At 57.0% G+C, this 24,332-nt stretch carries 19 protein-coding genes and 1 tRNA gene; 8 read left to right on the forward strand and 12 right to left on the reverse strand.

What is annotated here, in order from left to right; genetic code table 11:
* Positions 1-77 precede the first annotated feature (77 nt).
* The 10 genes from I6J26_RS11075 to I6J26_RS11120 form a co-directional block, all read right to left on the reverse strand.
* A complete protein-coding gene (locus tag I6J26_RS11075; RefSeq protein ID WP_115021632.1) occupies positions 78-509 on the reverse strand; it encodes a Gp19/Gp15/Gp42 family protein in 432 nt (143 codons plus the stop codon).
* Positions 510-535: 26 nt separating this feature from the next.
* Positions 536-1,573, reverse strand: a complete 1,038-nt coding sequence (locus tag I6J26_RS11080; protein ID WP_115021633.1) for a phage major capsid protein — start codon at positions 1,571-1,573, stop codon at positions 536-538.
* A gap of 9 nt (positions 1,574-1,582) precedes the next feature.
* Positions 1,583-2,104, reverse strand: a complete 522-nt coding sequence (locus I6J26_RS11085) for a hypothetical protein (protein ID WP_115021634.1) — start codon at positions 2,102-2,104, stop codon at positions 1,583-1,585.
* A gap of 302 nt (positions 2,105-2,406) precedes the next feature.
* Entirely contained in the window at positions 2,407-3,462 is a 1,056-nt protein-coding gene (locus tag I6J26_RS11090) for a hypothetical protein (RefSeq protein WP_115021636.1), read from the reverse strand.
* Positions 3,455-4,747, reverse strand: a complete 1,293-nt coding sequence (locus tag I6J26_RS11095; RefSeq protein WP_115021637.1) for a phage portal protein — start codon at positions 4,745-4,747, stop codon at positions 3,455-3,457. Before I6J26_RS11095 ends, I6J26_RS11090 begins: the two co-directional genes overlap by 8 nt.
* 11 nt (positions 4,748-4,758) lie before the next feature.
* Positions 4,759-6,474 carry a terminase gene (locus I6J26_RS11100; RefSeq protein ID WP_147279323.1) on the reverse strand — a complete coding sequence of 572 codons (1,716 nt, stop codon included), beginning with the start codon at positions 6,472-6,474 and terminating at the stop codon, positions 4,759-4,761.
* 1,330 nt (positions 6,475-7,804) lie between these two features.
* Positions 7,805-8,113: a glutaredoxin family protein gene (locus I6J26_RS13010; protein WP_115021640.1), complete on the reverse strand. Its 309-nt coding sequence runs from the start codon at positions 8,111-8,113 to the stop codon at positions 7,805-7,807.
* Positions 8,049-8,678 carry a hypothetical protein gene (locus tag I6J26_RS11110; RefSeq protein WP_147279324.1) on the reverse strand — a complete coding sequence of 210 codons (630 nt, stop codon included), beginning with the start codon at positions 8,676-8,678 and terminating at the stop codon, positions 8,049-8,051. The genes I6J26_RS13010 and I6J26_RS11110 overlap by 65 nt, the downstream gene beginning before the upstream one ends.
* 611 nt (positions 8,679-9,289) lie before the next feature.
* On the reverse strand, positions 9,290-10,819 hold the full coding sequence (locus I6J26_RS11115; protein WP_115021641.1) for a recombinase family protein: 1,530 nt from the start codon (positions 10,817-10,819) through the stop codon (positions 9,290-9,292).
* Between the two features lie 40 nt (positions 10,820-10,859).
* Positions 10,860-11,327 (reverse strand): hypothetical protein, encoded by a 468-nt coding sequence (locus I6J26_RS11120; protein ID WP_239121789.1) that lies wholly within the window; start codon positions 11,325-11,327, stop codon positions 10,860-10,862.
* A 479-nt stretch (positions 11,328-11,806) separates the two neighbouring features.
* Here I6J26_RS11120 and I6J26_RS11125 point away from each other — a divergent pair, with 479 nt between their 5' ends.
* The 4 genes from I6J26_RS11125 to nrfD all read left to right on the forward strand — a co-directional run bounded on the left by I6J26_RS11125 (position 11,807) and on the right by nrfD (position 18,207).
* Positions 11,807-12,691 carry a PRC and DUF2382 domain-containing protein gene (locus I6J26_RS11125; protein WP_115021642.1) on the forward strand — a complete coding sequence of 295 codons (885 nt, stop codon included), beginning with the start codon at positions 11,807-11,809 and terminating at the stop codon, positions 12,689-12,691.
* Positions 12,692-12,794: 103 nt separating this feature from the next.
* On the forward strand, positions 12,795-16,067 hold the full coding sequence (gene fdnG / locus I6J26_RS11135; RefSeq protein ID WP_239121790.1) for a formate dehydrogenase-N subunit alpha: 3,273 nt from the start codon (positions 12,795-12,797) through the stop codon (positions 16,065-16,067).
* 5 nt (positions 16,068-16,072) lie between these two features.
* Positions 16,073-17,116, forward strand: coding sequence for a 4Fe-4S dicluster domain-containing protein (locus I6J26_RS11140; RefSeq protein WP_115021645.1), 1,044 nt, complete (start codon positions 16,073-16,075; stop codon positions 17,114-17,116).
* On the forward strand, positions 17,113-18,207 hold the full coding sequence (gene nrfD, locus I6J26_RS11145) for an NrfD/PsrC family molybdoenzyme membrane anchor subunit (protein WP_115021646.1): 1,095 nt from the start codon (positions 17,113-17,115) through the stop codon (positions 18,205-18,207). Before I6J26_RS11140 ends, nrfD begins: the two co-directional genes overlap by 4 nt.
* Here nrfD and selD read toward each other — a convergent pair.
* Entirely contained in the window at positions 18,197-19,171 is a 975-nt protein-coding gene (gene selD, locus I6J26_RS11150) for a selenide, water dikinase SelD (RefSeq protein ID WP_115021647.1), read from the reverse strand. The two genes, nrfD and selD, sit on opposite strands and share 11 nt — an antisense overlap.
* Before the next feature lie 35 nt (positions 19,172-19,206).
* Between selD and I6J26_RS11155 the strand changes: the two genes are divergently transcribed.
* The 3 genes from I6J26_RS11155 to selB all read left to right on the forward strand — a co-directional run bounded on the left by I6J26_RS11155 (position 19,207) and on the right by selB (position 22,376).
* A tRNA-Sec gene (locus I6J26_RS11155) sits at positions 19,207-19,301 on the forward strand.
* Between the two features lie 21 nt (positions 19,302-19,322).
* Positions 19,323-20,609, forward strand: coding sequence for an L-seryl-tRNA(Sec) selenium transferase (gene selA / locus I6J26_RS11160; protein WP_115021648.1), 1,287 nt, complete (start codon positions 19,323-19,325; stop codon positions 20,607-20,609).
* Positions 20,610-22,376, forward strand: coding sequence for a selenocysteine-specific translation elongation factor (selB, locus tag I6J26_RS11165; RefSeq protein ID WP_115021649.1), 1,767 nt, complete (start codon positions 20,610-20,612; stop codon positions 22,374-22,376).
* A gap of 212 nt (positions 22,377-22,588) precedes the next feature.
* Here selB and I6J26_RS11170 read toward each other — a convergent pair whose 3' ends face one another.
* Positions 22,589-23,407 carry a hypothetical protein gene (locus I6J26_RS11170; protein ID WP_115021650.1) on the reverse strand — a complete coding sequence of 273 codons (819 nt, stop codon included), beginning with the start codon at positions 23,405-23,407 and terminating at the stop codon, positions 22,589-22,591.
* Positions 23,408-23,531: 124 nt separating this feature from the next.
* On the opposite strand from I6J26_RS11170, the gene zupT reads away from it, so the two are divergent.
* The gene (zupT, locus tag I6J26_RS11175) at positions 23,532-24,329 is read left to right on the forward strand and encodes a zinc transporter ZupT (protein WP_039674792.1); all 798 of its coding nucleotides are present in this window, start codon (positions 23,532-23,534) and stop codon (positions 24,327-24,329) included.
* The last annotated feature ends 3 nt before the right edge of the window (positions 24,330-24,332 follow it).

Here is a 24,332-nt window from a genome sequence, read left to right on the forward strand (position 1 = left end):
CATGTCTTTAACCTCGCGGCCTAGGTCTGTATCCACGGCTTTGCGGTTAGTGACAAAAAGGGTAGTGTTCCCCTTATCTATAAGTCTACCCACGTCCACCCCACGTTGTCGTGATAGTAGTTCTTCACCCGGTTACGTGCGTAGCCATCAGTCTCAGGCATGATCGTGTTATACACACCCCCGGCCCCTAGCTTGCTCAACTCTTCATCCAAGACATCAAGCAAACCAGACGCTACCTTGAGGTTCATACTATAGGAGTAATCACCCTCAGATTCGCGGGTATAGATCGAACCGTCAGCGCGAAAGACTCGCGCTACCATCTCCGCTTCAACATCGGCAACTAGTCGTTTATAAGACTCAACATTGGAGACATTGCGCTGGAGATTAGGGACTCGCGTCTCTAGAAGTCGCTCCGCCCTGTCTAGCAACAGCGGCGCATACTGCTTTTCCGTTGTTGTCAACGGTCGCAATAATGAGACCTCAAGATCCGCCGTTGTTGCTAGTGCCATGTGGCGCACCCCTTGTTAGTAGTTGTTTAGGCTGCGCTGCCTGCTGGCTTGTCGGTGTAGACTGCGAAACCGTCGACATCACCGATAATCCAGCCAAAGATAGCCTCAACGCGGATAGCCTCCAGGTTGTGCACAAAAAGGCTAATTTGGTTGCCGTCTGAGTCGGTGATGGATGCATCCTCTGAGCGGTAATAGGAAATACCATCGACAAAGCCAAAGCGCAAGTTGTCCTGGAAGTTACCACCGATCATGCGAACGCCGGTATCTGCTACAGCGCCATAGCGGCCTGCGACAGTCTGGCCAAAGTAGGTTGGCAAACCGAGGATGCTGCTATCACCAGAATCAGCCAAGTTGACATTGTCGTACAGTGGTCGGCCATTAGCGTCAAAGGCGCGGCCTAACTTTGTGCGAACCTGCGGCGCTGCAATGAACGCGTCAAAGTCAAAATCATTCTCGACAACCTTGTCATAGCCATCAAGAATATCAGCGGTAAGACCGCCATCCTTTACGGACGCGGTGCCTAACTGGATCTTGTTCTTGCTCTGAGTTAAGTACTCAACACCCGGGATCGTGTTACCGGTCAAACCGTCCTTGCCGTGGATGATAGCCACGTCAATAGCACGACGGATAGCCTTAGCGGCCTCGTCGATAAAGTGCTGGGTAACACCGTACTCATCAGCAATTCGGTGCTCCTTTGACCACGGGATAATAGTGGCGACCTTGATAGGCTTGACAGACTTAGCGGTAGATCCGACATTTGCCGTCGGCTTCATGCCGCCCTCGCCAACAACACCCGCGACAACCTCGCCAACCGGGGTAATGAACTGGTTACCAGACATTGCCATCGGGGTAGTGCCTGCTGCTTTGAGGATTACAGAATCATCAGCAGCCTTTTTATAGATAAGTGCGGAAGCCTTGGTGGGCAAAATGCCGCTCTTCCCAAGGGTCAAGACATTTTTAAGTTCTTTAGCCATTTTGTCATCTCCTGGTTGTGGTGGTTCTGCTTCGTGGCCTACGGTTGTACCGTCGGCATCGATCTCAGTATCAGTATTCGGTGTGGTCATGGTGCTCCCTTATTCGCTAAACAGCGCTGCGCTTAAGTCGGCAATCGGATCGCTCTTTGTGCGCTGCGTTGCTTGTGCTGGATCCGGGCGTCGTTGTGTCGGCTTAGACTGCGTAAGCTCAAACAATGCGTTAACAGACTTTTCCCACTCTTCAGGTGTGTCGCCAACCACATTTTCAGCAAACTTTCGATCAAGGCCTGCATCCAAAAGAAGGTTCTCTTTGTGACGTAGCGCCGACAGTGCCAAGTGGTCAGCCTCGATCTGCTTCGCGTTATCCTCAGCCAGTGCTAGAGTGCCCTGCAACTCTTGAATAGTTGAGTCTCGCTCAGTCAACCCCGCGATAGCCTGGTCTCGCTCTTGTGTTAGTGCGTGTGCTCGCTCTTGCGCTTTGGTCTTATCCTCGCGCAGATTCTGGATCAGATTCCACGCCTTTTCGGCGTTGAATTCCTCGTCCCCCCATGGCGGCGTGTTCGCGGCCTCGTGGTCATCGTTGGGTGTCTGCTCTTTAGTTGTTTGTGCCTCGTCGGACATTAAGTAACCTCACTCAGGTAGATGTTGTGGTGCGTAATCTATACGCAAACATGTACCAAGAATTATACAAGTGACCTTAGGCACTTAATTTTTTCTAGCCCGGCCCCATTGGATTCTTGCCCTGGTGCTCACCTGGCCACATACCGGTTGCGCGGTGATGTAACTTAGCGCAATACCCATCAGCTCGCCCCGGCATATACTTATTCAAGTGTCGAACGCATCGTCTATAGTCTCCGGGCGTGCCCCATGCAATTTTCACGCCACCTTTGCCTACGGTCCAATAGCGCCGTAGCTTCTCAGCGTTACCGTCGCCCGGCCTTAAGTCTGCCATTTTCTAAACTCCTAATATCGACAACCGGAAGTGCTTTACCATCTTCACGCATCTTTTTCAAGCGCTTGTTTAGCTCTAAAATGACCTGGTTCCCCTTGCCATAACTAGGGCCATGGTTATATGAAATGTAGGCTTGCCTAACCCCGTGCTTGTCTGTCCATTTCGTCCCCGTTACTTCATTGTACAAAGCTTGAGCGGCCTCAAACTGCTCTTTACCCGGCCAGTCCTTCGACGTGTAAACAGGTACAACAATGCAATCGCAATTGGGGTGATAGGAATTGATATATTCAACAACCCCGGCTTCTGCATAAGCGGTGGATACAGTGCGCGCGCCTGCTGCTTTTGCGCTGGAATAAACAGGGCCACGGCTTGCTAACATGACACAAAAAGCGCAATTCTCAGCCCCGGTCAACACTCGCGCATAACCAAAAGGGCGTTTACCGTTGTGTAGGTCTTTGTGGCGCAATACGCGGCCATTGATGATCTGCTTTTTAGTCGCTTGTGTGTCGTCTGGCTTGTTCTGCTGCTCGATAACGTCCGCGTACTCGTTATCGTCCCACTCGTCCCACCCATCGAACGAATCTAAGCCATCGTCCCAATCATCATCCTCAATAAGCTCTTCTTGCTCTACCGCTTCGCGTGCAACTGCGCGCCCTGCGTCCTCGACATGAATAGCTAGCATGTCGGCAACCTTGCGCGCTGCTTCTTGACGGTTACCGCGTAAGTGCTTACGTAAGACAGTCTCGACAGACTTATCAGGATATCCCGGCTGGGTAGGAATGAACGGATCATAAACCCCGGCATCTCTAGCGGTGTGCTTGAGTAGCGCAATACCCGCTTCCCAAGCCCTCGCGCGGTGCTGGCGGGTAATATCAACGGCTAAATCGGTGATCTGTTTTGCCGATTCTTCCTTGTTTTCTGGATCATAAAGTGCTATGATCAGCTTCTCGATCAGCGCTGTATAGGCTCTAACAATGGAGTCAAGAGTCAACCTATAAGACTGGATAGCTTGGTAATCACTAGCCATTAATGGCTCCTACCCGTGGGTACTCTTTCGCGTCTTCTTCACGCTCGCGTGCTAGCTGTTCCGGTGTTAAGCCCAAACCCTCGCGCGCGGTCTCAGCTGAAATAATGCCTTGAGCGTGTGCCTGCATGAGCGCGGCTTTTTGGCTTGCGGTGTTCGCGTCGGCTGGATCGCGCCATCTCAACTCAAGCGCCGCAGAATCCTTAAAATCTGCGACATCGTACATATCAAGCGCTACCCGCATAGCTTCAACAATTGCGCCACCAAAAGAGCGCTGTTTATCCTCAGCCCTGGTAACCAGTCGGTCTTTTGCCGTACGCAACGCCTCGGCACTTGACGGGTTATCCGTGGAGATACCCAACATCGCTGGTGGTATACCAGTGACAGAAGACACAATCTGCGCATAGAGCTTGTAAGAGTTGATGATTTGTGATAAGTCAGCACCCGGCAATTGTCCAAAGTTGGTACCCTCTGGCCCGATCCAAAGCGCGCTAAAGTAAGCCTTGAGTAGTGCGGCCTCTTTTTCAATAGTGCCGCCCTCGACTCCGCTTGCGTTAGCTGCGATAGCCTTGCCGATATCTTTTCCGGCCATATAGCGCTGCGGCATCGATAACGTCTCTTGCGCTACCTGCAAGTTAGTTAAAGAACGGCTTGCCGCGTCGGTGATAGTCGCGATCTCGACAATCTCACTGCGCCCTGTTCGGTCATCGATCCGCACTTTGTTGTACATCGGGATAAGCGTTGGCCGGTCTGTACCGGTGTCGATAGAGTCATATAGCTTCCAGCCACCGTTAAGAACGTAATAATCAACCCGGCCTGGTAGATAGTGTGCTGCATAGCTCACATCGCCAATGTCGTAGCGCTTAATAGCCTCCGCAAGTCGCCCCATGTGGTCATAGCGGGTTGAGATACCTTTTCGGGTATGCACCGAAATTCTAGGTACCCCGTCTTCACCGTGTCCGACAATGAAATAAGCTGCGCCCTGGACTAGCGCCTCTCGGATAGCGCGCGGTACTTCGGCTTCTAGGTTATTTGCACCCCACCATTCGCGGATCTTGTCCGGGATATCGTGCCCTCTAGCCATCGCGAAACCAGCGGGAACCAGAATCTCAGCTAAGACATCAACAGATAAGCGGGGGAAGGGTGCCACCATCTCTAGAAGTCGCATTTTTGGCGGTAATGTTACGCCTAGCGCGTCTAGTCGCTTCGTGCCCTCATAATAGGCTTCTAAAGAGTCGTAGTGTGGCGCGTAATCGGCTTGTGTGATGAATTCGTGTAAGTCAAGCATTCCAGTTTACCCTATAAGAACATATAATCGCTACTAAAGTCAGTGTGAGATCCGTCATAGTTAGGATCAGATTTCACGTGGTGATAAAGCATCCTCGCGCCCACCATGCACACTGCCGCGTCGATTTTGCGTGGCGAATTACCCGAATCTTTAGCGATAGATACCCATTTCTTGAGCGGGTAAGCGACCGCGTTTGTTACATGCTGGCTTAGGACTGGATCGCCGTTATGAGAAAATCGCCCCTCCACAATTTCCATATAAGTATACTCGACGGCTTTGGCAAACTGGATCTGCTTGCCAGAATTACCGCCGCGCATATCGAAGGCAATCATCGTGGAATACCCACCAGAAGGGGAGACCGGATAGCGGATCGTGTCTTCAAAGTGTCTCGGCCATTCATCAGCCACATAAGACTGCCAAAGAGTCATATCAGCCCAGAAACCTATAACGTTGAACTTATCCTTAACGTTTAGAACGGTGCGGTTGACATCCTGGTAATCGATAATCTTTTTACCGTCAGCAATCGGCTGCGGCTCCCATACGCCAATAGGGAAGACAAAGCCATCAGACATACAACAGGCGACTAAAGCGGTTGTGTCATCAGACTTTGACCCGTCAAAGAACATAACAATATCTTCGCCCTCGACTAGCTCGCGCTCGGTGTCAATAAGGCGCGCCCATTGCTCGTGTGATACCCAAGCGCCGCTTCGTGTGGAAGGCTGGTTAAGGTACTTGCGCCGTGATGTTGCTGCGCTCGCGGTAGGGGTGAGGATAGCGGCCTTAACTGTATCTATATTCACCCAAGAAGCATCCGCGTAGACATAGGCTAAAGCGTCATCAAGTGAAATTTCCCCCTCGCCCGGTGCTCCGAATACCGTGTTAGGTGGTGCAATCTTTGCGTCATACAAATTAGGTTTTTCCGCGTTTGACTTGCCCTCATGAAATAGGCACCAGTCCTCAAAATTGCGCTCTGCGATCGAATTTAGGTTAGGCTCCCATGCGTTGCACGTCTCAACAAAGCGACCGCCCAATTTAGCCAAGTTATCCTTGACAGCCTCAAAGAGTTTTACACCACGCTCGCCCACCCAGTGCTCCGTCTCGTCAAGAATTGCAAAAGTTGGGCTGTTACCCTCCATAGATTCGGGACTTGACGTAATCTGCTCTAACAGTCCACGCGCACCGTCAATCTCGATCTTTGTTTTTTGTATGTCGAGATCGTATTTATCAGCTAATGGCGAGTCTTTCGGCATCAGTTGGCGAACAATCTTCATCGTGTTTTTGGTCTGCTCAAGAGATACCGCGATAATTTGTACCCACGGTGCTGGTTCTGGAATGCCGACCGCTCCACCCGGTGCTTCGGGATCGAAATGATCGAATTTGACAGGTCCTAAAAGTTCTGCTACTGCGTGCACTGCTGCGAATGGTGACTTACCTGAACCTTTAGCAAGTCTGCGGGTAGCGTTGACGTGCTTGAAAGTGCCATCTGGCTCTAATTCGTAGAATTTGACAATAAAAAGTGCTTGACGTGGCGTTAATTGGAATGGTTTTCCTGCTCGTGGCCCGTTAACATGCTTTAAATTGTCATAAATCCACGCGATCACCTGAAAGCCCAGGGTAGGGGTGACCCCATCCCAGGCTTCTAGTGTGTCGGTGCGATCTCGTGGCGCAAGTGTGAGTTGGTCCCGCTCGCGCCAGTCTATTTTTGTGGCTTTAGCATTGCTAGACATTGTTCCGCGAATTTCTCTCCAGGCGTATCACCTTGCGCTTTGGCGATAATCACCTCTAGCGACAGATCCAAGCGTCTGCGGGTACCCTCCGTGAGCATCAAGTTAGACCGGATAGAGTGGATAGCCTGCATTAGTGCGCCCGAAGTCTTACCCGCCTTCATCGCTGCAATGTGCATCCGCGTAGTCTCGGTGAGCACGAAGTGCAAGACTGCCCAATCCGTCGGTTCGTAATACCGTGTAATGTCCGGCGTGTCTCTGGTGGCTCGCCATAGCGCTCGACAGTCTGGATCCCAATCCGGTGACCCCTTTGGCGGCTTTGGCGGCTCGTTATAGGCGGGAAGTTGCGCCCCTGCTCTGCGTCGCGCGCCCTCTGTCATGAGCAAATCATCAATACCAGCGCCAATAGTGGCTAGTACTTGCGCGTTAGGTAGGGCTCTCTGGAACTGCGACACATCAGCCATAAGCTGCCTAGCGGTTGCCCAGTCTGTAGCTGGCCAATGTGCGGTGTGTCGTGACTGTCCTAAGGCCTTCCACATCAGTTTCGCCGATTCTGACCAGCCTGTAGCTGCTCGCGGCTGCTTTGTGGTGCGCTTAATAGGCGCATCCGTCGTAATATGCGGCTGCGGGGTGGTGTTTCGTCGCGCTTTAAGCTCGGCTTTAGTGCGGTGGCCTTTGACATCCTCCGCCCGCTTAGGCATAGGACCTCGAACACCCATTCACACACCTCACTGCATATTATGCGCGCCCCCGAAGGCTTGAAAGCTTGAGAAATCTTATAAAAAGCTGAACCTCTGCCGGTTCCGTCCACCCTAAAACTCGGGAATTTTCCTGATGCCTAAACCAAAGGGCCAGGTCAGAGCGCCGGGGAGGGTATACCCCGGGGGTAGCTGAGAAACTCCTGAAAAATTTATTTTATATACATACTCCGAGAAGTCTGTATATTATTCACCGTCTTGTAAAGTTTACAATGTGGCGTTGATGATTCCATTATAGAGTAGGCCTTAGGCACTCAACCCCGATCACTTCTTCAGCCCGGGGTTGTCTTCGTGATAGCTGTACTTCCTCAAGCGTTGCGCCCTTACCCGGCTGCTATCTCGACCCCCGCGAGATGAATTGCACCGATAGTGTGCTGGTCGTAATTCACCATCAGGTGCACCGCCAAAGGCTAAAGGCTCGACATGATCAGCGGTAAGCGATAGGGGATGGCGTGCTGGTAGGTCTGTATCGATTACGCCCCGGCAAATGTGGCAGGTTGGATTAGTACCCCACTCCCGTAACGCTTTAGCGCGCGCTGCGAAATATCTTTTGTCCTTGTGACCGTCGCTTAAACTCATGCCGACATCTGCTCCAACTCTAGAAGGCTAGTCAGCCTCGATTCTGAGAACCCGCCCCACACTTCATCCCCGGCGACACATACAGGAAGGGAAGTAACGCCGTAACGCTTGACTAGATCATCAGCTAGGCCCGGCTCGTCATCGACATCAACGAAAGTAAAGGGAACGCGCTTGCGCTTGAGCCAATTTTTCGTGATTCTGCATTGCATGCAACCATGTTCACGCCCGTAAACTATTACGCTAGGCCGCTCGCTCGTCGGTGCGATAGCGTTTCCGATAGTTGTGTGCCCATGTAGTTGTTGCATATTCTAATACCTCATTAATTTTATACATTGCTGCGCCGTGTTCGCTGCGCCCCCAAACAGTCAAAACCCCCTGCGCCCCCAGCTTGTCCATGCTCTTGCGCGACATGACAGCACCATAAGCTGCTAAAGCTAGATAGCCGGTATAAGAACTGACCAACGCGCACGGATCAGCTAGTGCCGCATAATATGCGGCAGACTCTTGTAGATTGTCCTCTTCGTCTAGGACTAGGCTCTTCCACCATTGCGACAGTTGAAAGTGGAGAGCGTAAAGATCCATTCTATCAGAGAAGTCTATAACCTTAGCCGTGGTCTCGTGATGGATGATAAGCCAAAGCGCGTCTACAATACTTCGTCCTCGGTGTGGTTTATCAGGTGGATCAGTAGACCATCGCCGTACATCGTCAACAATCGCCGCTAGTGTTCGTTTACTTGTACCTAATAGTGCTAGTGGTTGCTGGCCGCTTATATGGCTAGAGAATCGCCCACTGTTCGTGGTAACTGACAACTCCAGGTCGTGCACCATGACCGCGATCTCCGCAACCTGCTTTATAAAATATTTGTCCATGCATACTATAATACATTAGAAATACCTTTTTGTCACCTAAATAATGCTTATTTAGTGTGTGATGTTCGCCACTCTGCATAGGTTAACAACAGGTGAATGCCGTTAACCGTTTGTTAATGTTCACCTACAAAAGTATTATCTGCAAAACTGTTAGCCGGATGAAGCAACTGAGACACCAAAATGGGCGATCCAACTTTTGGATTTCAAAACTTGGATCCTTTTTTAGGCTATAACCGCAGGTCGCTCGCTTGCATGGCAAAACGATCCAACTTTTGACCCCCTAGAAAAAAAAGAATTTACCTCTAGAGACGGCTCGCGACTCTCTCGCGTGTGAAAACTTCTTGTTCAAAACTTGGAAACTTGGATCGTGAGTGTGTTTGCCCAGCTCACACCCTATTTTTACTATCCAACTTTTAAAAACAAAAAATGGCAGAACTTGGATCGTCTCTCAAAAACCCCCTCTGACCTCGTTACTTGCCACTATGGAAAGTGTCCAAGTTTTACCTGGGCTTTTGCAAAACTTGGATCCTTTTCCCTTTATCGAACATAGCAACCAGTTGTTACCGTTCCGTTACACTATACCCATATAGCCTTCCCACGCTGTCCTATCACTAGCGCCATGTGATGATCACGCTGTCTGGCTGGAAGTGGTTGTTGCCCTTCTCACCGCGTCTTAAATGCACCACACACACCGCGTCTATGATCGCTCTTTTACTCAACAAATCCGCCTTCTTAAAATCCGCGCCCGGGTGAATGACGGCATCAAGTACGCGGCCTGTTGTGGTAGCTGCCGCTTTCTTAGTCTCGGCTGCAATCTCTGCCTCTACTTTGTCACGCGCTGCCGCATATTCCCGCCCCGTAATAACCCCATCCGCGTAGTCTGCCGCGAAGGTCTCTAATCGCCGCATCAGCGCCTCCACGCGCCCCGCTGCCGCGTTAGAACCATCATCGCTACTAAGACTAGCCGCCGCCTTCCTTAGACCCTTTAAAACGTCCTCGCGCGACAAATAAGCACTAATAACATCAAGCACAAAATCATCCACGGAACCGCGCTGCCGAACCATGCCACACTTATCGCACCGATACCTAGGACCATGATTCTTTAACGGAACATCGCAGTCATAACACCGAAATAACCCCGCCCCTAATCGCCGCCGCTCACGGGAACCGGTATAGCTGCTGAGCCTTCGCGGATCATCTAGCACCGCCTGCACCGCCCACCAATCATCCGCTGCAATAATTGGATCCCACTTGCCGCGAATAGGGGAACCATCATCATCGCGAACAATCGCGTCTGTTGTCTTGCTATCCCGTGTCGAATAGGTAACACCATCACGCCGCGCACTCATGCCTGTAGCCCTATAGGTAACCATCCCCGCATAGATAGGATTACGCAGAATCCGCCGCACCGTTGTCGGCCCCCACCCGTAAGGCTCTGGAACCTTAAGCGCCGCTCGCCCCTCACGCGCCCTTACCTCGTTGCGCTCGCGCGTAATTGTGTGTGACGGTCTAGGACACTTCTTCAACCCGTCCACATCACTATCACCATCAAGCGCGCGCGCTATATCTCTGAGCGAATGACCTTTAAGAAATGCTGCATACATCGCGCGCACCAATGCCGCCTCTTCTTCTATGATCACCCGCTCGCTGTCATAGCCAAAAGGCCTCACTCCGGATGGTGGATTACCCTTGCGCGCGCGTTGCTTTTGCGCATAGCTGCGCCGCCTCGACATGGTTTCTACTTCTTGCCGCGCTAGTGCAGCCTTGATACGTACGAATAACCGCCCGTAGTCCGTGCTTAGGTTAACCTCATTATCTGCCGTGACAATGTTGAGACCGCCCCGCTCCGCGCGCTCTAGCCACTGCTCAAGTTGCCCCGGCCTCCTGGATAACCGGTCAATGTCATAGCAGACAATGGTGGAAAATTCGCCCGCCTCAAAGGCTTTTTCCATAGCGTTATAACCTGGTCTATCCTTATCACCGCTGGCACTTATCGACTGGTCGACGTATTCACCCACCACGTCAAGCCCTAGCGCTGCCGCCTTCTTCTGGCACCCGTCGCGCTGCCGCTCAATAGCGAGACCATCACCCCGCGAGTCCAAAGAAATACGCAAGTAGAACACCGCGCGCTTATCGGCCATATCCTCACACCTTCTGTCCTGGTTGTTTAGTGGTTACTTTTTAACCATAGACGACTGCCTTGTCTTCCCATTCCCAGAAGCGCAAGGTAGGGCCGCGCTTTCCTGCGGCTACCTCGTTGAGAAGGACCTCGTCGAGCGCGACATTGACTGGAGTGGGGAGAACGCCGGGACGCAGAATTTCCCACGAATGGTCGGTGAAATCGGTGCCGCCGGACAGCGCTCGCTTGATGGTCGTAGCGAGGTGCCGGGTGTTAAAACCGTGCAGGGCGACGGGTTCGTCGACGCGTTCCAGGGCGGCGTCGAGGCGGGATTGAATGTCGGCCGTATTAGAGGCGGTGGTGAGGCCGACGAGGGCTGGGCTGAGGGCGTCGTAGGCTTCTTCGGGCTCAAGGAAGAAGTCTCCAGAGACTGTGGCATTGCTAATTGTGTTGTCGGGGTCCACGTCGATATCGACGACGATGAGTTTGCCGCCGGGGACCTTGAGTTCAAAGTGTCTATTTGTGCTCATGGTGTTCAGAGTACCTAGAGGGGTAGAAGTGTACGCGTGGAAATAGACCTTTAACCCCATACTGCGAGCGTGGGGGTACCGATGATTTGTTGATATTTCCTGTGAAGGGGGTAGAGGTTCGCGTGGAAATTGGACATTGTTGCAATGGAGGCGGAAGTGTACGTTGCCTTTCCGTCATGTGGTGCAGCGATACTCTGTCGCTTCGTTTTCGACCGGGGGGGTGTATAAAACGGGCCACTATGGTGCATAAATGAGTACGTTACCTAATCGTTATAGGTTGTGTGACCTGCGATAAGTGCGTGGAAGCTGGTTAATTTGCGTCGCGGAGGTGGCGAGTTGTTGATTTGTCCGTATCGTGGAGAGCAGAGCAAACGAAATAGCAAATCGCTACCCCTTCCAACCTTAGATACGGGGGTGGCGATCGGCTCGGCACGTTTGCCACCGATAGATAGACCATTTGTAGAAAGGTTTAAAGAACAATGGGCAAGAACATCAAGGATCTTTTCGACGCAACCGCATACGACAAGGCTGGCGAGAAGCTTGGTTCCGTCAAGGAGGTCTTCGTTGATGAGCAGACCGGTCAGCCGACCTTCGTTGAGGTCAACCACGGCCTGTTCGGCATGAACTCCAGCCTGGTTCCGCTCCGCGGCCACGACTTCAACGGTGATGAGCTCAAGCTGGCTTTCTCCAAGGACCGCATTGAGGATGCTCCGGACTTCGACTCCGATAAGCCGCTGACCCCGGAGGCTCAGGCCGATATCTTTAAGCACTACAACCTGGAAAACGCACAGGACGTCACCACCTACCGCGATGAGCGCACTGGCACCACCACCGGTGCAGGCGCTGCTGGCGCAGGCGTTGCAGGTGCTGGCGTTGCCGGTGCAGGCGCTCACGCCAACGATGAGACCGTGACCACCGAGCGCACCGCAGCCACCGACCGCGCTGCTGCCACCGACACCACCGCTGGTCACAACCTGACCGACAACGATAACGAGCTCATCCGTTCCGAGGAGCGCCTGGACGTTAACAAGGAGCGCGTAGCTACCGGCGAGGCACGTCTGCGCAAGTACGTTGTGACCGACACCGAGACCGTTGAGGTTCCGGTTGAGCGCGAAGAGGTTCGCGTCGAGCGCACCCCGATCTCCGAGGCTGACGCCGCTAACTTCAACGGCAACATCGGTGACAACGACACCGCAGAGGCTTCCGTCACCCTGCACGAGGAGCGCGTGAACGTTGACAAGAAGACCGTTCCGGTTGAGAAGGTCAACCTGTCCAAGGAGACCGTCCAGGACACCGAGACCCACACCGAGGAGCTGCGCAAGGAGCAGATCGACACCGACGGTATCACCGACGTCCGCAAGTAAAGCGGGATAAAGAAAAGGGCTTGAAGCTTAAGGGCTTCAGGCCCTTTTGGTGTTTGTAGAGGCCGTCTAGCAAATCGATGCGGAAGTAAGTAGGTTTGAGGGTATGTCTCGATTTAGTCCGCTGAACTGGCCAGTCGTGCGCCAGATCCGCAACAAGGATGCCTTCGGTCGCGACTTGTCGACCCAGTCGGCACACAGCGAGGATCTTCGCGGCCGCACTGTCGACGCAGACCGCGTGGTGCAGTCGGTATGCCCCTACTGCGCGGTGGGCTGCTCCCAGCGCGTCTACGTGAAGGATGACCGCGTCATCCAGATTGAGGGCGACCCGGATTCCCCGATTTCCCGCGGCCGCTTGTGCCCGAAGGGCTCTGCTTCTGAGCAGCTGATCAACTCCTCGTCGCGCGTTACCACGATTAAGTACCGTGCTCCCTATGCCACCGAGTGGCAAGAGCTCGATGAAGAAACCGCGATGAACATGATCGCGGATCGCTTTGTGGAATCGCGAAAGAGGCATTGGGAAGACGTCGATAAGCAAGGGCGTCCCCTCAACCGCACCATGGGCATTGCCGGATTGGGCGGTGCGACGCTGGACAATGAGGAGAATTACCTCATTAAGAAGCTGTTTACAGCAACCGGCGCGATTCAGGTCGAGAACCAGGCGCGCATATGACACTCCGCTACCGTTCCTAGTCTAGGAACGTCGTTTGGCCGCGGCGGCGCAACCCAACCGCTGCAGGATATGGCGAATGCGGACTGCATCGTCATCGAGGGTTCTAACATGGCCGAATGCCACCCCGTGGGTTTCCAGTGGGTCGTTGAAGCCAAGAAGCGTGGTGCACGTATTATCCACGTGGATCCGCGCTACACACGTACCTCTGCCTTTGCGAACCGCCACATTGGTATTCGCGGTGGCACGGACGTGGTACTGCTTGGTGCAATCATCAAGTACGTGCTGGATAATGACCTGTATTTCCACGATTACGTGGTGAATTACACAAATGCGGCGTCCATTATTTCCTCCGATTTCCAGGACACGGAAGACCTAGAGGGTCTGTTCTCTGGTTATGACTCGGAGACGGGCAAGTATGTCACGGATTCGTGGCAGTACGTGCAGAAACCTGAGGGCTCCTCATGGAACGTGGAGAAGGATCCGACTCTTCAGGACCCGAACACTGTCTTCCAGATTCTGAAGCGTCACTACTCGCGCTATACCCCGGAGATGGTGGAAGAAACCTGCGGTATTTCGCAGGAGGATTTCCACTACTTGGCTAACTCCATCGCGGAGAATTCCACCCCGGAACGTACGACCTGTTTCGCCTACGCACTGGGATTTACCCAACACACCCTGGGTGCTCAATTCATCCGCACGGCGGCAATTTTGCAGCTGCTAATGGGCAACATTGGCCGCCCGGGTTCGGGCATCATGGCACTGCGTGGACACGCCTCGATTCAGGGATCGACGGATATTCCCACGCTGTTCAACTCGTTGCCGGGCTACCTTCCGATGCCGCACGTGGACCAAGCGAACTGGAGCGAGTACCTCGATTCCTTCCGCAAGGACGACCAGAAGGGCTTCTGGCAGATAGGTGAAAACTATGCCGTGTCCTTGATGAAGTCCTACTGGGGCGACGCCGCCACTGAGGAAAACGAGTGGGGCTTTAACTTCATGCCACGCTTGTCTGGTGCGCATTCGACGTACGAGACACTTCTCGCCATGCTGCGCCAGGAGGTGGAAGGCTACATCGTCTTTGGACAGAACCCTGCTGTGGCACAGTCCAACGGTGGTATGCAGCGTCGCGGCCTCGCTTCGTTGAAGTGGTTGGTCGTGCGTGACTTCCAGGAGATTGAGACCGCATCCTTCTGGAAGGACTCCCCGGAAATCAAGAACGGCGAGCTTAAGACCGAGGACATTGGAACTGAGGTCTTCCTGATGCCGGCAGCCACCCACGTGGAGAAGTCCGGTACCTTCACCCAGACTCAGCGCATGGTGCAGTGGCGCTTCCAGGCGACTCCGCCTCCAGGCCAAGCACGCAGTGAGGCGTGGTTCTTCTACCACTTGGGCAAGAAGATTAGGGAGCGCCTCGCGGATTCCACTGATCCGCGCGATCTGCCGATTAAGGCTGTGACGTGGGATTACACGGAGGACGAGCACGGCGACCCGAGCTCGGATGAGATCCTGCGTGAAATCAACGGCTACTACCTCGATGGGCCGAAGAAGGGCCAGCTCCTGCCGGCCTTCACAGAGATGCGTGCCGACGGCTCGACGTCTGGCGGATGCTGGATTTACACCGGCGTGTACAAGGATGGCATCAACCATGCCGCGAAGAAGGTTCCGGGCTCCGAGCAGAACGAAGTTGCACTCGACTGGGGCTGGGTCTGGCCGGCTAATCGCCGCATCCTGTACAACCGTGCCTCCGCGAAGCCGGATGGAACCCCATGGTCGGAGCGCAAGAAGTACGTGTGGTGGGATGAAGCCCAAGGCAGGTGGGTCGGTGACGACGTACCGGATTTCCCAGCCACGAAGCGTCCAGACTATGTTGCACCCGTGGATGCCGTAGGCCCAGATGCCCTCGACGGTGATGATCCGTTCATCATGCAGGCAGACGGCTTGGGTTGGCTCTTTGCTCCCAAGGGGTTGTCCGATGGTCCGCTGCCGACTCACTACGAGCCGCAGGAATCCCCGGTCACGAACGCTCTGTACAAGCAGCAGCAATCGCCAACTCGCCTGACCATTAAACGTGAGGACAACCTCTCACGCCCAGAGCCAGGAGAGCATGGCGCAGATGTGTTCCCGTTTGTGTTCTCCACGTACCGACTGACGGAGATGTACACCTCGGGTGCAATGTCACGCCGACTGCCGTTCTTGGCGGAGCTGCAGCCAGGTTTGTTCTGCGAAGTGGATAAGGACTTGGCAGCAAAACGTGGCCTGGTCAACGGCGAGTGGGCAACCATCGTCTCGCCTCGTGGCGTCATTGAAGCCCAGGTGCTGGTGACTGACCGCATGGAGATGCTCACCATTAACGGTGAGGAGTTCCACCAGATTGGTCTGCCGTATCACTACGGAGAATCGGAGACCACCGATGTGGCTGGTGACGGTGCCAATGATCTGTTGGGCCTAACCCTGGAACCGAACGTGTTCATTCAGAACTCCAAGGTGGGTGCCTGCGATATTCAGCCGGGACGTCGCCCGCGTGGAGAAGCACGTGTCAAACTATTGCGGGAGTACCAAGAAAGGGCCAACCTGACTGTGGAATCCGGCAACCAGGTTCTCGACGTCGGTGATGAATTCACCACTAAAGGACAGGCAACTGAAGACAACACCGGTGATGATTCCACCGCAGGCAACGTAGCTGATTACGAAGGCAAGGAGGGTTAGACACCGTGGCTAATGCATTAACGGAAAAAGCCGACAAGCACGGCTACGAGTCCTACCAGCGCATGGCCTTCTTTACCGATACCTCCATTTGTATTGGATGTAAGGCCTGCGAGGTGGCGTGTAAAGAGTGGAACCGCAACCCGGTTGAGGGTTATGCGGTGACCGGTAACTCTTATGACAACACCGGTTCCTTAGGCGCAAACACGTGGCGTCACGTGGCGTTTGTTGAGCAGAACAACGAGCGCATTGAACAGGCACGCGAGGAAGGCCGCCAGCTCATCTCGCTGGGTATGCCGACGAGTAAAGCACCGACGACGCCACCAGATACCGACGACTTCCGCTGGCTCATGTCTTCGGATGTGTGCAAGCACTGCACCAATGCCGGCTGCCTGGATGTCTGCCCGACGGGTGCGTTGTTCCGCTCGGAGTTCGGCACCGTCGTGGTCCAAGATGACGTGTGTAATGGCTGCGGTACCTGTGTGGCTGGCTGCCCCTTTGGCGTGATTGAGCGCCGCGATGATGGTGGCGTCACGCTGAAAGCAGATAAGACGGCCACCGTAGACTATGAGGTACCTGATCACGCGGGCGTGAATGTGTTGGCCAAGCTCAAGCAACTCAAGCCGCAGGGCCCAGACCACGTGCCGGGACAGACCATGCCTATTAAGAACCTCGGCGTGGCCCAGAAATGCACCATGTGTTACGACCGCCTCAAGATTGGTGAGCAGCCCGCCTGCGCGAAGACGTGTCCTACGGATTCCATCCAGTTCGGCCCCTACGAGGAGATGCTTGCCGCAGCGCAGGAACGCGTTCGCATATTGCACGAGCAGGGGCTGACTGAGGCACGCCTGTATGGCGCGAACAGCGAGGACGGAGTCGGTGGCACCGGTTCCATCTTCCTGCTGCTGGATTCGCCGGAGGTCTATGGTCTGCCGCCCGATCCTCGCGTGCCCACGGCAGACTTGCCGCAGATGTACAAGACCGCGGTGAAAGCCATCGGAGGAATGGCACTCGCCGTAGCAGGAGCATTCGTGATGGGAGGCCGCAAGTGAGCGAGTTTGATGAGTACCGCCCGCCGCAAGAGCCACGTCGCTTTCGCGGCAAAAAAGGTGCTAAGAAGCGTAAGCGGGTAGGCGCTGGCGCCCAGGACGGATCCAAAGAACAGCGTATGGCGGAGGACTTCGAGTTCACTTCCTACTACGGCAAACCCGTGGTCAAGGCTCCGCCGTGGGAGTGGCCGATTGGTGGGTACCTCTTCCTTGGTGGCCTCGCGGGCGGTTCAGCTCTGTTGGCTACTGGTGCGCAGGCGACAGGTAATAAGGAATTGCGCCGTTCGACGAGGCTGACGGCCTTTTCGACGGCGTCGGTAGGCTCGGTGTTCTTGATTCTGGACTTGGGCCGCCCGGAGCGCCTCCTCAACATGTTCCGCGTGTTTAAAGTGACCTCACCGATGTCTATTGGCTCGTGGATTCTGGGCAGTTTCGCCTCGGCTGCTGCACTCCCCGCGGCTGTGGAAGCTGACGAGCTGGTTGGAGGGATGCTTCCTGCTAAGATTCGGGGTCTCCTCGACAAGGCAGCTGCTCCGGCTGGCGTGGTGGCCGGAGTATTCGGTGGTCCGCTGGCCGGATACACCGCAGTCTTGCTGGCGAATACCTCGAATCCGACGTGGAACGATGCAAAGAAGCATCTGCCGTATGTGTTCGTGTCCTCAGCATCGGCAGCCGCATCAGGAGCCGCCATGGTTTTCACCCCAGTAGAGAGCGCAGCGCCCGCACGTGCTCTTGGCATGGCGGCCGCTGCGAGTGACCTGGTGGCCACGCGGATTATGGAAGACAACATGGAGCCCGAGCCCAAGCGCCCGCTGCATGAGGGAATTCCAGGAAAGCTCATGAAGGCCTCCGAGGCGCTCATTGCGGCCGGCGGCGTGGGTTCCGCAGTAGCGGCACTGACGAAATCGCGGGCGGTATCGGTAGCTTCGGGTCTGGCGCTGATGGCGGGCTCAGCCTGCACACGCTTTGGCGTGCTCAATGCCGGACTGGAAGCGGTGAAGGATCCGTCGACGACCATCGGGCCGCAAAAGCGCCGCGCGGAGGCCCGCCGCAGGGCAGAGGGCCTAAAGCGCTCGACGGTGACTAGCGGATAGTAATCCCGGAGCCCTCCACGGTGCGGCCGATGACCGGGTAGCCGGGGACCTCGCCGATGACGAGCAGGCCGCCCGAGGTCTGGGCGTCGGCGAGGAGAACGAGGTTCTCCTCGCTGAGCTCGGTGTCGAGGTGGGAGCGTACCCACTCCAGGTTGCGGCGCGAGCCGCCCGGGATGAACCCTTCTGCCAGGGCCTCCTTCGCGCCCTCAATGGCAGGAACAGCAGAGAAGTCGAGCTCCGCACCGATTCCGGAGGCGCGGCACATCTTGTAGAGGTGCCCCAACAGTCCGAAGCCGGTGACGTCGGTGGCGGCACGTACCCCGGCTGCTACCGCGGCAGCGGCCGCATCGCGGTTAAGCGTGGTCATAGAGTCCACCGCGGCTTGGGAGACCTCGCCGGTGGCCTTGTGCTTGTTGTTGAGGATGCCCACGCCAATCGGCTTGGTCAGCGTGATGGGAAGCCCGGCCTCGGCGGCGTCGTTGCGCAAGATTTTGTCCGGGTGGACGATGCCCGTGGCCGCCAAACCATAGGTGGGTTCCGGAGCAGTGATGGAGTGACCACCGGTGATGGAGATGCCGGCTTGAGATGCCACGTCCATTCCACCGCGCAGGACCTCGCGCAAAATGTCGAGGCCAAGCACTTCGCGCGGCCAGCCGACGAGGTTGATGGCGGTAATGGGGGTGCCGCCCATAGCGTAGACGTCGGAAAGCGCATTGGCAGCGGCGACGCGGCCCCAGTCATACGGATCGTTGAGCATCGGCGTGAAGAAGTCCGCGGTAGAGATGACCGCGAGACCATCTGGGATGCGCACGGCGGAGGCATCGTCGCCGTCGTCAAGCCCGACCAACACGTTGGGGTCTGCGGTGCCCACGAGTCCCTCAACGGCAGACTCGAGTTCGCCCGGGGGAATCTTGCATGCACAGCCGCCACCGGCGGCAAAGGACGTTAGTTTAATGTCAGTCATAAGTACTACTTTAGCCACGTGTAAGGTGAGCAGGCGGAGGCGTACGTGTCCTGGTGGGCGCCCCGGTCTTCAAAACCGGTGAGGCCGAGCATCTCGGTCTGGCAGGTTCGATTCCTGTCCGTCTCCGCCATCCGCGCAGCTAGGAGGACCCATGACGACAGACCCCCGCCGCTTCATCCCCAAGATGGATGTGATCCTCAAGTATCCGGCAGTGCAGGCAGCGCACGAGCGCGTGGCGCCGTACAGGGTTCGTGCGGTTATTGACGCTGTGCTTGACGACGTCCGCTCCGCCTCCCTCGCGCCCTCCCAGATTGAGGAGGAGCTGGCTGCGAGGCTAGAGGAGGTACAGCCCTTTTCTTTGCGCCCGGTTATTAATGCCACGGGCGTTATTGTTCACACGAACCTGGGCCGCGCCCCGTTGCCGCCCGCAGCGGTCGATGCACTCGTGGCGGCGGCGTCCTACACAGATGTCGAGATGGATCTGGACAGTGGGCTGCGCTCCAGAAACAGGGGCCGCGCAGCTACTGAGGCGGTACTGGCCGCGTGCCCTGGCGCGGAGGACGCGCTCGTAGTGAACAACGGTGCGTCCGCGTTGCTGTTGGCCACGGCGGCGCTGGCGCCCGGCAAGGAGGTCATCATCTCGCGCGGGGAGCTCATCGAGATCGGCGCGGGCTTCCGCCTGCCGGAGCTTATCGAATCCACGGCTACGCGGCTGCGCGAGGTAGGTGCAACGAACCGAACACACCTGGCTGATTATGAGCGCGCCTTGGGGGAGAACACGGGCGCGATTCTCAAGGTGCATCCGTCGAACTTTCTCATCAGCGGCTTTACCTCTTCGGTGTCTGTGGCGCAGTTGCGTCAACTGACGGACTTGCCGCTTATTGCGGATATCGGTTCGGGACTACTCACGCCGGATGAGGTGCTTCCCGACGAACCCTCCGCGAGCGAGGCCCTGCGCAATGGCGCCGACGTGGTGCTTTTCTCTGGGGACAAGCTGCTCGGAGGCCCGCAGGCAGGCGTGCTCGTAGGGACGAAGGAGGCCATTGCTGCCTGCAAGAAACACCCGCTGGCACGGGCGGTGCGTATTGACAAGCTACGCCTCAATGCCTTGGAAGCGGCTATTTCTACCTCGACCAACGCGGTGCACGAGGCGCTGCATATTTCTGCCGAGCGCCACAAGGAGCGCACTGCGAGGATTGCCGCCGCGGTCGGGGCAGACGTCGTCGAGCACGACGGGCGCGTGGGCGGCGGCGGTGCCCCGGAGGTGCCACTGCCCGGTTGGGCCGTGGTGTTGCCGGAAGACCTGGCGCGTCCGCTTCGTTTGGGGGCTACACCTGTGGTGGCACGCGTGAGCCAAGGGCACTGCCTAGTTGATGTGCGGTGCGTTCCGGAGAGCCAAGATGCGGAGCTTATTGCGGCGATACGGGCGGTGATGTAGGTGTTTGTGGTTGCCACCGCAGGCCACGTGGACCATGGCAAGTCCAGCCTGGTTAAAGCGCTGACCGGTATGGAGCCGGATCGGTGGGAGGAGGAACAACGTCGCGGGCTCACGATTGACTTAGGCTTTGTGTGGACCAGGCTGGACTCCGGCGCGGACGTGGCCTTTGTGGACGTGCCGGGCCACGAGAAGTTCCTGGGGAACATGCTCGCCGGGGTGGGCCCGGCCCCAGTCGTGCTGTTCGTCGTCGCTGCCGACGAAGGCTGGCAGCCGCAGTCCACCGACCATCGCGATGCGCTGCGCGCACTCGGCGTGCAGCACGGCATCGTGGCGCTGACCCGTGCCGATAAAGCAGATGCAGCGCGCCGAGCGGAGGTGGCGGCGCAGGTTCGCACAGAGCTGGCTGGAATACGGCTTGCCGGTGCCCCCGTGATTGAGGTGTCGGCGAAGACTGGGGAGGGCGTCGATAAGCTCCGTGCGTCTTTAGATGTTCTCCTTGCTGGCATGCCAGCGCCGGATAAGAATGCCCGCGTGCGGCTGTGGGTGGACCGAGCGTTTAGCGTGAAGGGCGCTGGCACAGTGGTGACTGGAACGCTGGCCGCGGGCACACTTGCGGTCGGTGATGAGCTCATGCTGCGGGGCAGAAAGGTGCTGGTGAGAGGGCTGCAAAGCGAGAATGCTTCCGTGTCCTCAGTGGGGCCGGTCTCCCGCGTGGCGGTGAACGTCCGCGGGGTAGATGCAGACGAGATTCATCGCGGTGATGCACTGCTCAGTCCGAGTGCATGGCGCGTTCTTGAGACGGTGGATGTACGGCGCACGTGTGGCACTGACATGGCGGAGCTGCCTCGAAACCTCGTGGTCCACACCGGCACGGCTGGAGTAGGCGCGCGGCTGCGTCCGCTGGGAGGCGACTTTGCTCGACTGACTCTCGAGGAGCCGCTGCCGCTTACTCTGCTCGATAGGTTTGTTGTGCGCAGCCCTGGTGGGCGGCACGTGGTGGCCGGAGTAGAGGTCGTGGATGTGCACCCAGCTCCGCTTACTCGGCGCGGGGACGCGAAGAAACGAGCAGACCAGCTGGCGCAGGTAATTCCGCAGGATCCGGCTGACTGGCTGAAGCGCAGCGGCTACGACCGCGTGGACAACCTCATCCGCGACGGGTTCTCTATATCGGAGCGGCCAGCAGGAATCATTGAGTTTCGGGATTGGTGGATCTCCGCTGGCCAGGTTTCCCTCTGGAAGCAGGAGTTGCTGCGCGCGGTGACGGAGCATTCAGAGGCCAACCCGCTTGCGCCGGGGCTGCCGCGGCCAGCTGCCATGGATTCCTTGCAGCTCACTGAACCCGCACTCCTGGGACTAGCGGTGGCTGCGGCTAAAGTCGAATCGGTCGACGGCGTGCTCCGCCTGCCTGGTCAGAGTGTGGATTTGGGGCCTGCTGAAAAAGGCGTGGCCGAGCTCGAGCGGCGCTTGCGCGATGATTGTTTTGCAGCACCGGAGGCTGAAGACCTCAAGGACCTAGGTCTGGGGGCCAAAGAGCTTGCCGCAGCCGAGCGCGCCGGGCGTTTGCTCCGACTGCCGGGAGGAGTGGTGTTGCTGCCCTCCGCGCCCCGCGAGGCACAGGCCGTGATCTCCAAGCTGGAGCAGCCCTTTACGCTCTCGGCTGCGCGCAAGGTGTTGGGGACGACGCGCCGGGTCGCTATCCCGCTGCTAGAGCACCTCGATTCGATTGGGGTGACTCGCTTGGTGGACGGGCAGCGGACGGTGCGCTAAGTGCTGGTGGGTGGCTGTTTAGCAGTAGGGCGCGGTGCCTGGCGTGATGGCTGGGGAGCACTGGCTCGGTACTAGGAGCAAAGGAACCAAAGTAGGGGAACCATTTGTGGGGTGGTTTCGGAGAAAGTCCAGGTCGAAGCGTAAGGACAAGTGCATAAGATACTTGTCAAAAGGTGCCTTTGCCCCTTTGTGGTAGGCGAGCGGTGGCGGGGCTAAGAGTCCGGGGAGATGAAGGTGCGCGGGCCGGTGGGAAGCGGGGATGCGAGAGGGTCAGCTGAGGCGGTGACGTCCCAGTCGGCGGTGAGGTCGAGAACAGGCGGAATGGCGGGGTGATCCGGCGAAAGCGGCAGCGGGGGAAGCGCGGGAGAAAAGAGCGCGCTGGTATCGAGGGGTAGGTCGACGGCAATGCGGCCGGCAGCGGCATAAGCGCGGGCAGCGAGCGTTGCGCCGGAAGAGGCGGCAGCCTCGAAGGCGGCGGCGAGGGCGGGGGAGTCGCTCAGCGATGTGCATGGGCCAAGGACGAGGTCACAGTAGGTAGCGAGCACGGTGCCGTCGAGGACGACGAGGGACACAATGAGCTGTTGGGTGCCCATCTCGCGGAGCTGGTGGGCGGTGAGTTGGCCGGCGGAGACGTCGATAAGCACGCCGTGCCCGCCGGCCACCAAGGCAGTGCCTCCTGGCTGGTTGTTCGCGGGAATCATCCAGGGATCGAGGCCGAGGGCGACTGCCACGTCGACGGCGCCGTCGATAATCTCGACCGTCGCATGCGTCGACGGCGTCAGCCCGGCCGCGCGCAGACGGGCGAGTGACGGATACTCCGCGGACTCCTCGCCATCGAGAGCCCCCAAGAAACCAAAAGGCGAGCGGATGCGCCAGCCGCGGGTGGCGGGGTCGGGGATGAGGGAGACGTCGACAAGCACAGGCTCCGATGCCAACCCCGGGATGCTCAACGCGGTGCCGAGACTGACGTGGTCGAGGACCGCCACGTGCTCAACACCGAAGTAAGAGGGGGCCAGCGGGTACAGCGCCATGGTTGTGCGAAGTCACCTCGTGTTGTTGGGGGAAGGGTGGACTTTATCAATCTTACGCAGAGGGGGAATCATCTCTGTGGCGACGTCCACGGACGACGACTCAAAAGCGCTATAGTTTCCCACTATGGATCTAGCCACCGTCGCTTTCGCATTCGGCCTCGTGCTTTTTTCTGGCTTGTCGACGTCCATCGGGGGCGCGTTGGCCGTCGGAAAGCGCGAGCCAGGCCCGGGGTTCATGGCGACTGCCCTGGGCCTGTCTGCGGGAGTGATGCTCTACGTGTCCTTTATGGAGATTCTCCCGGAAGGAATCGCCAAGCTGGGGGAGGCCTCCGGAACCGAAAAAACTGCCACCTGGCTGGGGGTCATCGCGTTCTTTGTCGGTATTGCCGTCATCGCCATCATTGACCGTGCCGTGCCGGAGGAAATCAACCCGCACGAGCCGGCGACGACGGAGGAAGAAGCACGCCGCAGGAGACTCATGAAGACAGGTGTCTTCACCGCCTTTGCCCTGGCGCTGCACAACTTCCCCGAGGGTTTTGCTACGTTCCTCTCCGGCTTGGAGGCCCCTGAAATTGCGATCCCGATCGCCGTGGCCATTGCAATTCACAATATTCCGGAAGGTATTGCCGTGGCGGTGCCTCTGCGCGCGGCGACGGGTTCGCGAAAGAAAGCCTTCTGGTGGGCCACCATTTCGGGGCTCGCGGAGCCTGTCGGTGCGCTCATTGGCTTTGCTATTCTTATGCCCTTTATTGGGCCGGCGACGATGGGCTTTAGCTTCGCCGCCATCGCCGGCATCATGGTCTTCATCTCCCTCGATGAGCTCCTGCCCACCGCGGAGGAGACCGGCAAGCATCACTTCGCCATTTACGGGCTGATTGCCGGCATGGCCATCATGGCAGTATCGCTGATGCTCTTTATGTAAGCG

Origin of the sequence: Corynebacterium minutissimum, from assembly GCF_016889765.1 — a bacterium.
Taxonomy (GTDB): domain Bacteria; phylum Actinomycetota; class Actinomycetes; order Mycobacteriales; family Mycobacteriaceae; genus Corynebacterium; species Corynebacterium minutissimum_B.